This is a genomic window from Pseudoalteromonas sp. XMcav2-N (genome assembly GCF_024124545.1).
GTDB lineage: Bacteria > Pseudomonadota > Gammaproteobacteria > Enterobacterales > Alteromonadaceae > Pseudoalteromonas.
In genome coordinates this window covers 32,702-46,819 of record NZ_JAMXSF010000027.1, presented here as the reverse complement: position 1 = coordinate 46,819, position 14,118 = coordinate 32,702, and the positions used below count along the sequence as shown (strand labels likewise).

Below are 14,118 nucleotides of genomic sequence, written 5' to 3'. Positions count from 1 at the left end.
TGGTAAAACAGCACACAGGCCGTAAAGATTCGATACGTGGTAAGTGCGTTCGGGCCAGCTTTGACGATGAATTCAGGGCAGAGCTTATCTTTGGTTAATGTCGTTAACGAAGTATGCTCTCACCCTGCCTCTTTACCAAATCTGACAGTAGACAGCAACGCACGAGCCCTGATTGTATATACTTGGAACTTTCTTCGCCAATTTAAGTGCTGAGCATACATGGCGAGCCACCAGTAAATAATCGTTGCAACTCAACTGTAAAACACCGCGCGAGTAATAACTGAATGTCGAGCAGGTTTGGGCATTGACTTTTACTATGTCTCAGGCACTGTCCGTTTGTGGGCTGTTTTTCTGGGCATATTTCATGTAGAGTGGGGTACCACATATGGTGTTGTTATCTGGTTTATTTTTTCTGTATCAGTTTGACTAAACAAGTCCGTTTGTTCATCATGTTAACTTGAAAAACAAGTATCCGACGGCTTGAGGTTGCGGTGGTAAATGCCTAGGGAGAGATATGCGATATATACTGTTTTTGGCGTCTGTTTTATCCCTATACGCCTACTCTAAGTCCATGTTAATTTCATCTGTACATAGCCTGAAGCCAGGGCAGGCAGAAATTCTTCCATTCAGCATTAATTGTATAAATGAGTGCTTTTTCTCTTTTCACCTTGTTGTGAGTAAATTTGATATGGATAGTAGCGCTGAGTCCGGGGCTATGTACCGACTTTGGAATAAGGAAAAAACGGCCGGAATATTGCTCGGCTTAGCTGTAAATAAAAAATCAAAAACGCCTGAAATTACTGTCCAATATTTTGGAGAGGGTAGTGCAAATAAGAAAGTTGTACTTGGTGGTTCTAAAATTGAGGAGTGGGAAGGTTTTAAAGTATCCTGGAACGAATCAATATTTAATATCACTAATATGAGAGTGAAAAAATATAAGGGTTACAGTCAGCTAAAGGAAAGTGGCATTTCTCATAAAGACAAGCTGTTTTTTAAGCCGCACTCGATGGAGTACCTTTTTCTTGGGGTTGACTTAAAGCACTATTTGGATATTGGTGAACAAAATATCAATGAAGACTGGCGCTACAGTGTAAGCGGCAATTAATAAAATTTAGTCGGGTTCTTAACAGTTGGTTAGTTCCACTTCGTTTGGCATTAAAGCCAGCTGTTACTGAATATTTACGCCGACGTTCAATACCACAAAAATGGATATTTTGGAGTCCATATGAAAAAAAATAGAATTACAATATTATTCCTGTTATTGGTCTTAGGTGGTTGTGCGTCCTATACCACCCCAGGTGGTGGTGTGCAGCTTAGCAATTTGGCAGACGCAGACATCAATGAGTTAATGTCAAAAGAACCTGCGGCTTCTTTTCCTGCGAGACTATCAGTGGCACGAGTCCAGGCGCCCGGATATCAATCATACAAATTAAATAGCTTTGGTCATGGTCGATATAGCGTGGTTACAACACGTGAAGTGGAGTCCGAAGATGATTTCAGAAAGCTTTCCGAGCTTCCTCAAATTCAAGGCATTGCCCCGTTAAACAGAATTTTACTGCCAACAAACCTGGATTCAATCAAATCTCTCCGCGAAGCTTCAGCGCGTTTAAAAACGGACATTCTGCTTATATATACCTTTGATACTTCCTTTCATGCAGGCGAGCAAAAATTTGCTCCGTTAAACGTCATTTCACTTGGCTTTCTTAAGAACAAAGAAGTTTCGGTTACAACCACGGTATCCGCTGCATTTTTTGATGTACGTACAGAGTATTTATTCGGTTTGTCTGAAGCGACAGCACGAGAAAGTAAAAACGCAAGCATATGGGGCACATCTGATGCTGTAGATGATATGCGAGTCACAACAGAAAAAGCAGCTTTTCAAAAACTGCTGCCAGAAATTGAGAAAACTTGGGCAGGTATAGTGCAACAATATGCGAGTAAAGGCATTTAACATGTGCGGTCAAAACTGATGCACGCATTATGCACTATGAATAAGTTATTTGCTTTTGCTCTTGCTCTTTTACTACTTGCCCACTCAACCGCTTGGGCGCAGTGCTCTTCTTCACAACAGGCAGCAGCGCTTGAATTAGATGTGAAACATATTCCTGCCGGCACTGCGGCTGGGGGGAATCACGAGCATATCGTGTAGGAGGATGACACACGCTTGGGTTGTTATCTGGCTAGTTTTGGCTACATAAACTAGATTAAACTAGGCTGTATGTATCTAACATATAGACTTTAAATACAAATATCTGAGGGATTCCTCAAAGCAGAGCGTTAGTCGCAAATCAAGGAGAGGTTATGAAAAAGCTTTTTTTAGTTTTTGTAGCACTATGTCTATTTGGCTGCTCGAGCATTCCGCTCTCGACCATGCTTAAATATCGCAACTTTGACGAACAGAGTTTTACTGCGTTAAACCCTTCGCAAATACGCTCGAAAGTAAAGGTATCCAAACCTTTTACCCTAAACATGGAAAAAATGAATCTAAGTCTCAGTTTAGAGAATGAAAAAGGGATTAGTCATTTTACGTTTCCACTCATTCTCGAAAAACAGGGTAGGATAGATGCGCAAGAAGGCTTCATTTTATCTGAACCTGCAAAAACTGAATACACATTCAGGCTGTCAGAGCTCGCAGTCAACAACTTCCTGAAAACGCAAAATTTATTGTCACAAGAAGTACAACAAAAAATTTCTTTCTCTATCGGTGCTGGTTTCAACGAAAAACCACAAGAAAGGCAAACTGTTCATATTTCAATTTCGCTTCAACTCGATGATAAGGAAGGGTATTTTACACTCATTGATGAAGCCGAGGTCGAACTTGGACAGGACGGCTGACAAGGGCTCAAAAGGATGCAAAACGCTTGGCTTTCATTCCAGGGTAGTTAATTTTAGCCAGGCACCTATACACCCAGTAGTAATGCGTTTGGAGCTATGAATAATCCGTTAATTACACTGATATTTGGGACTGTGACATTCCCAGGGGTGGCTGAAAACGTGCTGTGGCGTGCCGATAACGGTGCTCAAGCTCATTGTATCAAAGAAAAAGACACTGTTTGCTTTGTCATGATTAATGGAACTACCACCCAAGTGCCTGAAATTGAAAGTAAGATTATTAGTAAGTTGGGCATTACACCTAAAGCGCATTACGAGAAAGTCGTTACGTTTCCATCAAAATGGATAAGCTCTACTAATCAAGGCGACCTGATTGAGTTCACAACACTGGCTTGGTTAAAGAGTGAAAGGTATACAGTCAGAGGCGTGGTTTTCGTTGATAATAGTGGCAAATATACAGATCAATAATAGCGCACCTCACATACCAATTTAGTACTTGCCAGGTCAGTGTTGCTGGAATGACACAGGGCTCTTCATATTTAGCCCCGGCTTGGTAAGCCAAACTGATAGGTATCGAGCAAAGTTTCGGTTGCCAGTATTAATGTATTGAGAGGTCAGGCATGAATTTTCTGGTTTTAATGAATCTTTTAGTCTCGGTTAGCTTGCATGCAAGCACATTCAAACTGGTAGGAGAGACTGGCGGCTCAAAGAGTCTGATTTTAAAACAATTAGGTAACCCCACTGAACGTGAAGAGTTTACCGCGCCAAACTTTCAAATTAGAGGGATTGTCCCGGCGACATGTTCTGTAAACTCTTTGCAAGAGATCGAAGTTTGGGCTTACAAAAGAGAGGGGGGCTTCTATCAACTTATATTTAAGGAAAATGAATTAGTATGTTTAAGATGGTCGTCGGGACCCGAATCCTTTTCGAATATACAACTATAACAATAGACTATGGCGTCAATAGCTAGTTTCTTGGAATTCCCAAGGCTTCAGTATTTAAAATTGAGAGTATGGTTATGAAAAAATGGCAACTTCTTTTCGGCTTCGCAGCATTTGTTACTGCGAGTGAGCTAATTGGCCTGCCATAGCGATTGCCATATTTGTATTCACTGCAGTAGTGCCTGGTGGCTTCACTCTTATTTTCGGTGTTGCTTTTACTATTCAGCATTTTAGTGTTGTGCAGCTTGTATTTTCAACAGGCTCATTCGCCTTGCTACTGTTCATGCTTTACCCCGTTTTTATGTACGCATTTAAGTCTGATGAACTTTGGTTAAAAAACACCAAGTAATTCTATTGAGAAATGAGAAAAAACAGGCCGTACCTAGTCCTCGTCTGGCATATCTACTATTTTATAAACTCTATCAATGTGTTATCTCTGTATGATTAAATTTTCTAGTGCACTTTTGATATTCATGCTTCTTCCTCAGCTTGTCTACGCTTGCATGTTTCCACAGCAAGGTGAGGAATATGATGCGTTAATTAAAATTGAAAAGCAGCAGGGTGAAAATACGTATAAACTCTCAGTTCCGCGGATCGTTGAAAGTTCCAGTGGCTGGCCAACTGTTACATTAATCTACTCTTCTGATGTTTCAGACAAAAACTGTAGAGAAGAAACTCTTAGTGACGGGACGCTGCTGTCGTGCTTCCCACAAAACGTTATTCGCGAGGAAATAGTTCTGAATAGCGCTTGGGGAAAAGCAATAGACTGGATATCAAGCAAACCTCTATATGAAGGAGTGCTTGAAGTTATAGAGCGAGAAAACTTTTCCGTAGAAGTATCCGTGATGTGGGAAACTGAGGTTTGTTTAACATTTGGGCGTGCAGAAATCATCAAGTAGCGTGCGCTGCAATGGACTAAGTCGTCAACCGATCACTATAAATGTTTACTCTGCTCTTATTTAGTTGCTATCGAACAAAGTTTTTCGGTTACCCGCATTGATGCACTAAGGCGCTTGCAATGAGTTGAGGGAAGTTTTTTCTGGGTGGTTGGTGTAACATAGGCACATCGCGCTCGGTGTTGTTATGTGGCTGGTTTGTCATGGTCAAACAATGCTGTGTGATTCTGTGATAGTGATTGGCAAACGTCTAGCACTTCTCAGCTTTAAGCGTTACGTTACTGTGAGGTATGAGTGAAAATTTTAAAATACATTGGCTTTGGTTTTTTAAGTATATTCTTGTTCTTTATAGCTGTTGCCGTGATTACAACTATCAATAAAGCTGAGCCTAGTGAGACTTTTATACCGTTTATAGAACAAAATATGTCGGAAATAGCCAAGTGGGATAAAGCTATTTTTAAACGCTTAATGACGGACGAAGCTTATAACTCAATAACACCTGAGCAGTGGGAACTTTACTTAAGCAAAATGTCTTCACTAGGTAGCTTAGAAAGTATAGGTGAGCTAAGCCTAGAGAATATGAGCTCTGTTACCTCATTCAGTGGTAATACTAAGTCTACGGTAGTTTATATGGTTCCATTGAGCTTTACGACAGGATTGGCACATGCGAAAATCGTATTGGTCCATACAGATGAGCTTGGTGTGAAGATTAACCATATTAGGTTTTTATCGGATCATCTGATGCAGTAGCGTTTATAAAAGGCTAGTTGATAATTAAAAAAGCTGGCAGTGTTCTTTCTTCGCTGAATGTAACCTGCTTATTAACGGAAAAGGGTGGAGTTTATGGATAGAAAATACCAACCTCAGGTAAGTAATTCAGAGACTGGGAATGGCCGAACGGAATCTTATGACCGTAGTTTGTGGTTGTTAATACCTGTCAACTTTTATCTTTGGTGGAAAATAGTAGATTACATAGACTTGTATTACTGGTCTTTCTTCAATTCAACCACTTATGAACTGATAGTACTTAGCATAAATATTCCAGTTTACTTCTCCGCCGTATTTTATGTTTTTAAAATACGAGTATTGCCCAATATATTTTGGAAAATATGGATAGTCATTGCTGTCTTAGATGAGCTGCGTTTGGCTATTGATTACATAGAAAAGGTAGATTTCTATAGTGGTCTTATTTATGTCGTCTTTTTTGTTGGACCAGTAGTACCGTTGTATGTGATTGGTGTTATCTATGCCTACCTATCGCCAACCATATGGAAGGATGTAGATGTCAATAATACTAAAAATGAGTAAGTTACTGGGCACCGACACATACTGGCCATGCTAGCTTTTCAGTATCACAACCCTTTATTAAAAAATCTAAGCCCGTAATCGACACGGGCTAGCAAATATTTATGTCAGCCCTGGATTTAGCAGATGAAAATGATTTTAATGTCAATTGGCACAACGTTGTTGTCAGTAACAATATATTTCATTTCTTTTTCAATGCTGTGGGATAAAATTATACCATATTATTACGAAGATCATTTAACTAGCTTCTTTGTGTCTGGCTTGATATTTATAATGTTAGCGCCTTTCTTATTGTCTGCCTGTCTATATTTCAAATCGGCGCAAAATTTTAGAAGTCACTATTACAATGCCCTTAAAAAAACAAGCATTGCCTTTGCTGTCTTTTTTATTCTTATTGTTTTGTTTCAATTTATTGAATTCTCAGGCATTGTTACCAATGAAGGGTACTACAAAATAGAGTCAAGTGGTGAGTAACTATATCAAGAAGGCATGACGCCAATAGCTAAACTTCTAAGCCTGCCGCTTTGTACATTGCACCGCTTCTTAAAGTTGGGTTTAAGGTAACGGCTACTCTTTGTACACAACCTGTTGAGACAATTTGAGGTTGTCCCGGGTAGTAAAATATTCATGTTTGGCAGCCATCGAGCAAGTTTAGGTTGCCAGCACTGATGAATTGAAGAGCAGTATTTGCAAGAGCACATCGTGCAGGCTGGGTGTATCACATTCGGAGTTGTTATCTGTTGGCAAAATAAATTGGAGCAGGCAACACCATGTGTGGCTATCATATTGACTTTAATTATAAACTCTGGGAATTGCTCTGGTGAGGGGGTTATTTGGGTGGGCTGGTGACTAAGTTAATTATTTCAGTATTACTTTTTGTTTCTCTAAATGCCCACTCCAAAGGGTCAGCGTTAGACGTCGATTTCTTTTATCTTCAGTACATTATGGAGAGTGTTCGAAACTACTCTCCCGGCAAAAGTGAATGCAAATACACATCAGGCGATGAAATACTATTCAATGAGTTTTTGAACGCAAACAATAAAGGTGTTATCAGGGCTAAGTACTCTGGCATTGATAAAAGTGAGATAAGGGTATTTGTACCTCTTCTTAAGTGGAAAAGGCCGGGGCTATATTTGACTATCCAGTTAAGCGGTAATCTTTGCGAAAGTTTTACACTGAGTGAGGTGATGAATTAAGCTAGGCCCGTAAAAATGACAAGAGGCTATGGCGTCAATCGCTAAATCTCCTTGGGTGACGCGTTCCCGGTGCTTTTCAAATTTACTTGTCTTTCTATCTGAACTAAAAGACAAATATCTGTCGGCCCCTCGGAGCAGGGTGTTGTTAACCCGGTTGAGGTTTGAATGTATGTCCTGTTTGCGGTACACCTGTTAAAGAGCACAAAGAAAAGTATATCATTGTAGCTTTTTTAGGTATTTCTGCTATTTTGTTATCAGGTACTATCTATAGTGGCTTTTCAAAAAGTGGTTTTGATTGGTTTTTAGAAAACATTAAATCATTGCTGTTCATTGTTTCTTCATCAATTTCAAAGGTTTTCAGTGCTTATCGGAATTCAAAATATAAACCAAATCCAAACTTTTTGGAGCCTAGGCCCTGGCCGCTGTTATACAGTATTTCTTTAATTGTCCTGGTATTGGCAATTTTAAACCTGTTAGTGCACCAATAAGCTTGTATACAAGGGGATAGTGGCCATGTTAGTGCTTTACTAAGTTGTTGCTATGCTCGAGCGTTGGTTTTTTCAAAATGCTACAAGTTTGAGTTATGTGGTTTTTGCTAGTGACATGCCATTGCGAGGTATCAACTGCGACGTTGTAATGGACCTTTCGGGGAATGCCAGAATGTGGGTTGTAACCCACAACGTGATTCAGGTTGGTTTAGTGCTCGCGAGAGCCTGACATAGTTAAAAGTATTAAGAATGGCCGGTAAGGACAGTAGTTTCCGGGCATATCAGGTAAGCCCTCAGGGGGTTAACATGGAGGGAGATATTTGAAAGTAATTTTAATTTTGGCGTTATTATTTATTATCGGTTGTTCTCCAAGTTGGGAAGAGGCGCCATATGAAGTTTACTATATCGATGGTACTAACACGCTAGGTTACTCGCTGGGTGGTGGCGGCTTTATCGGTCGGTTGGATGAGCCAAAGCTTATTTCATCAAACTCTAAATATATTTCGGTGTATGCTTGCCCAAAAGGCACTTGCTCGTACTTTTATATAGATAAGGTCAATGATCATAAGTTTGCAGAGCACAATGAGTTTGTATTCGGTCCTTTTACCAAACAGCAATTCTCCCATCTGAAGAATAAGCTTGGATTGCCACCAATAAAGGATCAGTCGTAATCCATCATAGGAAAAGAGTGTTAGGTTTATGCCAGGGTCTGGGAATCCTGTCGTATAGAATAGTTTCGAGCTAGGTGGTTTCGGATATTAGTGTTTCGATGCTGGTGGTTTATGTGTTTGTTATTAACTCAAAACAACTTGTTTGGGCATAGGTGACAGGTGCCGTTTTTAAGGTTTTTAGCGCAGAGCATCTCTATAATTTTATCTCCCGCACTCGTATTTTGTGTTTAAATCGACTTTCAGGTTCAAAAGCTCAAAGCTTGTTAGCGTTTCTATTACCGCTTTGGACATTGTGTATGTTGTATTATGTGTGTGGAACATAGCAGGGGTTGCAGTGTTTGCCGGCGCTTTTATGTGCCTGGCCTTTTCGCTGTCAGATATACAAAGAATGCTCATATTGAATGTGAGCTGACCGAGGGAACTAAAAATGGATGCGCTTTTAACACCAATGCTTATGCACATTTTGTTGTGTGCAGTACTTTATGTACTCTTAACGGTTGCCAGAGCACCTGCTGTTTGGGGTCTGGGTTCCAGGCAAGATGGCACAAACCCTTTCGAAGATATTCAGCCCAGGATCAGTGCCAATCTCAGCAACCAATTTGAATGGCCAATATTTTTCTATGTTGTTTGTTTAGCCTTAATTTTTACAGGTGAAGCCATTAATCCAATTCAGGTATACCTGGCATGGGGCTTCGTCCTTGGTCGCTTTGTCCATAGCTGCGTTCAAGTCTTTACATCTAATGTCAGGATGCGGGGCATTGTGTTTACTATTAACTTTGTTGCGGTATTGGCGATGTGGGGCGTGCTTTGCATTGACAGGGGCATTATATAAATTAGGTTTTATAGGTGTTTTTACACAAAAATCAGAGATGAAACGATAGGGCAGTCTGGCTTCTTATCTACATGGACTGACAGGTATATTTTATGGCAACACACAACAAAATTAAAAAATTGAATGCTGGCAGGGACTATATTGCAGATCATTTTCAGGGGCAGCTCTGTCTATCCGATATCGCCAAGAGTTCATACATGTCTCCTTATCACTTTTTGCGTGTGTTCAAGGAAATGTATGGAGAAACCCCCAATGAGTTTCTGGTCCGGCTTAGAATCGAACAAGCTAAGAAAATGCTCATTACCGAAAACCTGAGTGTTTCCGAGGTTTGCGAACAGGTTGGATACGCAAGTCTTGGTAGCTTCTCTTCGTTGTTTGCAAAGCAAGTGGGTATGGCACCGACTTCCTATCGCCGTAAGCTTTGGGCTTTGTCTTCAGAGGCTTATCGCTTCCCCGCGCAAGCTATACCGGCATGTTATGCCTATCACTTTTTGGGTAAGCTGACAAAGTGAGCAATATTGGAGAAATATCTTTTTGATTGTTTCTATACAATAAAGATAAATCAACTACAGGAAATAGGAAAATGATCACATCTATAGCGCATGCCACAGTATATGTACTAAATCAGGACGAAGCGCTTGATTTTTATAAAAATAAACTCGGGTTTGAGGTGGGTGACGATATGAAAGTGGAAGGGGACTTTCGATGGCTCACTGTTTACCCGAAATCTAAGCCACAGCTTCAGCTGGTATTGGCTGAGCCCAAGGAAGGCCCAATGTTCAGCCAAGATGCTGCCGAAAAAATACGCGGTTTAATTGCAGAGGGCGCATTTGGGGCGGGTGTGTTCGAAACCGAAAACTGCCAAAAAACCTACGAAGAACTGGTGGCCAAAGGCGTGGCGTTTATCCAGCCACCAACAGAGCAGCTTTACGGTATCGAGGCGATGGCGCTGGACAACTCCGGGAACTGGTTTAGCTTGGTGCAACGATAACGCAAAAGTCAGCGTAGCAAACTTGCAGGAGGCCTGTTTATACCAATCCACACTAGTACTTAACCAATTGGGGAGAGTTACTCGCCTCAAGATTGGCTAATTGATTATGCGAATTGGTATTATTTGCGAGGCTCTCCTTGTTATTCAGATCTCTTAACCTGAGTCATTAAGCTAATTCTCAGTCTGTCCTTCATATGCCGAGTGCTGACAAATCTTTTCTCGTTTGCGATATTTTCCTTTGCAGCTTCGATTAAAGCCCGCTAAAAAGTATCCAGCTAATGCTCTGCTTTCGAATTGTTCCGACAGTTTATCCATTATCTGAAAGTAATGCCTGGAATTATTCACGCTATACAAATAGGGGGCACCTGTATAGTCGAGCAGGTTTTCCGGGGTTCCTTCTGACTTGAATGTATAAGCTGAATTTGTTGAGGTGTTAATGAGTGCCACAGACTCAATAAAGGTCCTTTTTTCAAATATATCCGACTCATCACAGCGATAGACTATTTGTGCGGCATAAGTCGTTTGAGTATTAGGCTCCATCCGCCTGTCTACGACATCGTATAACTTGTAAATTACTTCTTTGCCCGGTCCGCCATAGCCACGTTTGAATTGCAGATTGCCACCACCCCCTATCGTTGCGACACCAAACGCAGCAATAAGGGTTTTATCCACTTGAGAGATGTTATCCACTTTTTTCCTGTCATCTCGCTTTATTGTTTGCCCGCAAGACGTGTTTATTGACTTCGCCTCGGTGCTGGTATGCCCATACCTGGGGTGGCGAAGTGTTGCATAGGTAACAACAGACTTATGATTGAGCTTTTCCAGCTGGTCTTTGGTTATGTAGCCCGTAATTTCATCTATTGAGTTTCTGTTTCCCCGGTTTCCTACTAGCTTAAATATCTCAGTGCCCGCAATAGTGAGCGGCTCAGCTCTAAATACTTCACCAGCATTAATTTTTAGCGACTGATCATCATCTTGTGGATCACACAAAATGGTAAAGCACACAGAATGGGCTTTGTTGAAAATAATGTCCTGTTCGCCATATACGGTTTTGAAAGGCCCTTTTGACACTGCTTGTTCAAGGAGAAATACTCTTACACCATCCTGAGTTGTTGCGGCCAAATATTGCTTTCCAACTTTTAAATCGGGCTCTTCTTTATCTATGTCAAACAGTAAAAAAGTTCTGGGTATAAAAGTAACGACCCTATACTTGGCGCCTTCTTTTTGGGTTGCTAAGCCAAAAGTTTCGAACAGAGTCACATGGGCTTCTTCTGAGCCATTTGCAAAGCTGTGTATAGGAATTAGCGACGCAATCGCCACTGAAACTGGAGCAAATATGGTTAAATGCATGTGAGTTCCCTCTGATTAACTATGTGTTACTCGGTAATTTATTGATGGCTGAGGTTTTAATGACCCCAAGAAGGGTCGCGTACTGTCTTTTCAAACTATTCAGGTCAGCCTGGTACTCATTGGTCTTGCTGCCATCAAACGCTCTAAACTTTTGGTTTAATGATCCTACTGCTGAAACAAAAGCCGCGGATTCATCGGTGATCTGATGCCTGTGCACTGACAGAACTTCTATGCTGGATTCTATTTTTACCCTTAACAGAAATAGCTGCTGTTGCGTCTCTTCTGTTGGCGGAAGCGCTAATGATATTGACTCGGCAAGCAATGAAATGTAGGCCGAAAAAGTAGTTTGTAATACCTTAGCTTCGCCCAGCACAAACTCACTGTCGAGCCTGAGTATGGCTTCTTTTTCTATCTGTTCTTTGCGGCTGATGTCAGAGCATTTTTGTACGCCAAAAACGATCAATGCAGCGATCAGCCCAAAGATAAGTTTATCGATAAGTTGCTTAATGATTTCTTCTTTTGCTAGCTGGCGGAGGTCACTCATGTGCTTTCCCCCCGTGTTTAAGGTTTGGGACAGGGAACACGGGCAGAGGCAGGCCCGGATTAATCGTTAATGGGTCATCCTGCAAAAAAGGTTGTGTTATATCTTTTTTATCCATAACCAGGCCAACAAATCCTTAGCTATCTGCGCCTTGCGCTCTGGCAAGGTGTCTCCTACAAATGCTAGATACTTCAGGTCATCCTGACCCAGGAGCTATCCGTTACCAGTGGATCTGCAATTTCAGACTATTACTGTTTTTAGTATAGTTCATACTGTGACAGTTTTTGACATAGATAGCTTTTCTGTTTTAAGCGCTAATTTTATATCTGTTTAAACCTTTTCAATATGCTCTGCGTCTTATCAAAAAAATACCCATTTAAATTAAGGAAAGAAATGAAAATTATAACCTTTGTATTGGTGGCCCTGTTCCTAATTTCTTCTCATGTTGTTGCACAACCAAATAAGAAAGTACTGGTTGTGGTGTCGAATGAAGTTGACATGGGAGACCCTGAAAAGCATGACGCCAGAAACAATTTATGGGAATTTGCACCGCCATATCATATTTTTGTGAGCCATGGTTTTGATGTTGATTTCGTCTCACCCAAAGGGGGCAAAGTAGAATTTATGATGGATCCGTTGGGGATCAGCAGTTATACCATCAAATATGAAGGTTTTCTGGAGCGAGCAAACCGCTCATTGACACCTGCCCAGATCAATCCAAGTGAATACTGGGGCGTCTTTATCGGTGGTGGTTATGGGGTGATGTTCGACGTAGCAGATAATACAGGCATACAGTCTATTATCAGACGAGTTTACGAGTCGGGCGGTATTGTTGGAGTTGGTGGTCATGGTGCGGCGGGCATTGCGAACGTCACGCTATCGAACGGTGAGTTCCTGGTTAAAGGCAAAAAAGTAGCCGGCTTCCCTAATTCGACTGAAAAGTCGAAATCCTGGGCTAAGCAGGGTACGCTGTTGCCCTTTCTGATCGAAAGTCGGCTGAACAAAAACGGTGCCATCGCGCAAAATAAACAGACGCTCAAGGATAAGCATGCTGTGATTGTCGATAAGCGAATAGTATCAACGATGTTTCTCCCTTCTGCGGCGTTGGTTGCTAAAGAAATGATCATCGCAAACGCACAATAGAAGTATTTCACCTAGGAGTGGTTGGTATCAGCTACCATCGCAGATACCAGCTACTTCAGCCTGTTACCCTCCATCTAAAAAATGCATTGATTGAAACCGCTTTATTACGCGTGGCTTTTATCAGCGGGTATTAACCATCAACTGTTGTTGTTCAGTTCTTCCGATCTTACTAAGCGCTGCAACTCAGACCTCTTTATCTCAACTTACAAGCGGGTAGGCCAGCTCTGCGAGGTTAGCCACTGTGTGATGAAGTGGATGTACAAAAGCTGGGTTAATGTACTTCTTTTCTCAATTTATCAGATAGTTGAGAAAGTTTTTTCCAGCTATCTGATGTAAAATCCGGCGACTTAATTAGGTGAGTGAAGATATCGCCACTAACTAATTCGGCGCAAAAGGCGCTGTAACTATGGAAAGACACAATGGCTAAGTGCCCTTTTATTCCTGATTCATTTGACCCTCCAGTTCGCTTTGAGACACGGCATTTCTATTTTCGTACTTTAGATAGCAGCGTCGCAGCACCTGATTACGAAGCCGTGATGTCGAGCCTGCACAGGTTGCAGGGGGTCTTTGGCCCAGACTTTGACTGGCCTAAGGCAGACATGACGTTCAATGAGAATCAACAAAGCCTGAAAGTGCATGAGCGTGAGTTTGAATTGCGCCAGGCGTTTGCATATTCAGTATTTGACCCTACTCAGGGTAAATGTCTGGGCTCTGTATACATAGACCCAAGTCGATCGCCACATTACGACTGTGAGGTGTACATGTGGATCCGCACAGACAACCAAACGCAGGATGAGTTGCTTTTCAACACAGTTCAAAACTGGTTAAAGGAGTGCTGGCCGTTTGAAAAAGCCGCGTTTCCGGGCAGAACACTCTCATGGGAAGAATGGACACAGAGTTAGGTGATGTGCGGCATAAGACTAATTTATAAC

16 protein-coding genes are annotated in these 14,118 nt (G+C 41.4%); 14 read left to right on the top strand and 2 right to left on the bottom strand.

Features of this window, described 5'->3' with window-relative positions; all coding sequences use genetic code 11:
• Window positions 1-514 precede the first annotated feature (514 nt).
• The 12 genes from NH568_RS23010 (at window position 515) to NH568_RS22955 (ending at window position 10,152) form a co-directional block, all read left to right on the top strand.
• Window positions 515-1,105, top strand: a complete 591-nt coding sequence (locus tag NH568_RS23010; protein ID WP_253110828.1) for a hypothetical protein — start codon at window positions 515-517, stop codon at window positions 1,103-1,105.
• A 120-nt stretch (window positions 1,106-1,225) separates the two neighbouring features.
• Window positions 1,226-1,951, top strand: coding sequence for a hypothetical protein (locus NH568_RS23005; protein WP_253110825.1), 726 nt, complete (start codon window positions 1,226-1,228; stop codon window positions 1,949-1,951).
• Between the two features lie 350 nt (window positions 1,952-2,301).
• Window positions 2,302-2,835 carry a hypothetical protein gene (locus NH568_RS23000; RefSeq protein ID WP_253110822.1) on the top strand — a complete coding sequence of 178 codons (534 nt, stop codon included), beginning with the start codon at window positions 2,302-2,304 and terminating at the stop codon, window positions 2,833-2,835.
• A 96-nt stretch (window positions 2,836-2,931) separates the two neighbouring features.
• Window positions 2,932-3,300, top strand: coding sequence for a hypothetical protein (locus NH568_RS22995; protein WP_253110819.1), 369 nt, complete (start codon window positions 2,932-2,934; stop codon window positions 3,298-3,300).
• 913 nt (window positions 3,301-4,213) lie between these two features.
• Complete coding sequence (locus tag NH568_RS22990; protein WP_253110817.1) at window positions 4,214-4,672, top strand: hypothetical protein; 459 nt, start codon at window positions 4,214-4,216, stop codon at window positions 4,670-4,672.
• 291 nt (window positions 4,673-4,963) lie between these two features.
• Complete coding sequence (locus NH568_RS22985; RefSeq protein WP_253110814.1) at window positions 4,964-5,419, top strand: hypothetical protein; 456 nt, start codon at window positions 4,964-4,966, stop codon at window positions 5,417-5,419.
• A gap of 93 nt (window positions 5,420-5,512) precedes the next feature.
• Window positions 5,513-5,977 (top strand): hypothetical protein, encoded by a 465-nt coding sequence (locus tag NH568_RS22980; protein WP_253110811.1) that lies wholly within the window; start codon window positions 5,513-5,515, stop codon window positions 5,975-5,977.
• A gap of 123 nt (window positions 5,978-6,100) precedes the next feature.
• Window positions 6,101-6,448, top strand: a complete 348-nt coding sequence (locus tag NH568_RS22975) for a hypothetical protein (protein WP_253110799.1) — start codon at window positions 6,101-6,103, stop codon at window positions 6,446-6,448.
• Between the two features lie 1,530 nt (window positions 6,449-7,978).
• Window positions 7,979-8,329, top strand: coding sequence for a hypothetical protein (locus NH568_RS22970; RefSeq protein ID WP_253110797.1), 351 nt, complete (start codon window positions 7,979-7,981; stop codon window positions 8,327-8,329).
• Between the two features lie 427 nt (window positions 8,330-8,756).
• A complete protein-coding gene (locus NH568_RS22965) occupies window positions 8,757-9,161 on the top strand; it encodes an MAPEG family protein (RefSeq protein WP_253110794.1) in 405 nt (134 codons plus the stop codon).
• A gap of 92 nt (window positions 9,162-9,253) precedes the next feature.
• Window positions 9,254-9,673, top strand: coding sequence for an AraC family transcriptional regulator (locus NH568_RS22960; RefSeq protein WP_253110791.1), 420 nt, complete (start codon window positions 9,254-9,256; stop codon window positions 9,671-9,673).
• A gap of 71 nt (window positions 9,674-9,744) precedes the next feature.
• Window positions 9,745-10,152: a VOC family protein gene (locus NH568_RS22955; protein WP_253110789.1), complete on the top strand. Its 408-nt coding sequence runs from the start codon at window positions 9,745-9,747 to the stop codon at window positions 10,150-10,152.
• Window positions 10,153-10,323: 171 nt separating this feature from the next.
• On the opposite strand, the gene NH568_RS22950 is transcribed toward NH568_RS22955, so the two are convergent.
• Together NH568_RS22950 and NH568_RS22945 are read right to left on the bottom strand one after the other, a co-directional pair.
• Window positions 10,324-11,502: a hypothetical protein gene (locus tag NH568_RS22950; RefSeq protein WP_253110787.1), complete on the bottom strand. Its 1,179-nt coding sequence runs from the start codon at window positions 11,500-11,502 to the stop codon at window positions 10,324-10,326.
• A 19-nt stretch (window positions 11,503-11,521) separates the two neighbouring features.
• A complete protein-coding gene (locus tag NH568_RS22945) occupies window positions 11,522-12,046 on the bottom strand; it encodes a hypothetical protein (RefSeq protein WP_253110785.1) in 525 nt (174 codons plus the stop codon).
• A 390-nt stretch (window positions 12,047-12,436) separates the two neighbouring features.
• Here NH568_RS22945 and NH568_RS22940 point away from each other — a divergent pair, with 390 nt between their 5' ends.
• Together NH568_RS22940 and NH568_RS22935 are read left to right on the top strand one after the other, a co-directional pair.
• Entirely contained in the window at window positions 12,437-13,186 is a 750-nt protein-coding gene (locus NH568_RS22940; protein ID WP_253110784.1) for a type 1 glutamine amidotransferase domain-containing protein, read from the top strand.
• 419 nt (window positions 13,187-13,605) lie between these two features.
• On the top strand, window positions 13,606-14,088 hold the full coding sequence (locus tag NH568_RS22935; protein ID WP_253110782.1) for a hypothetical protein: 483 nt from the start codon (window positions 13,606-13,608) through the stop codon (window positions 14,086-14,088).
• The last annotated feature ends 30 nt before the right edge of the window (window positions 14,089-14,118 follow it).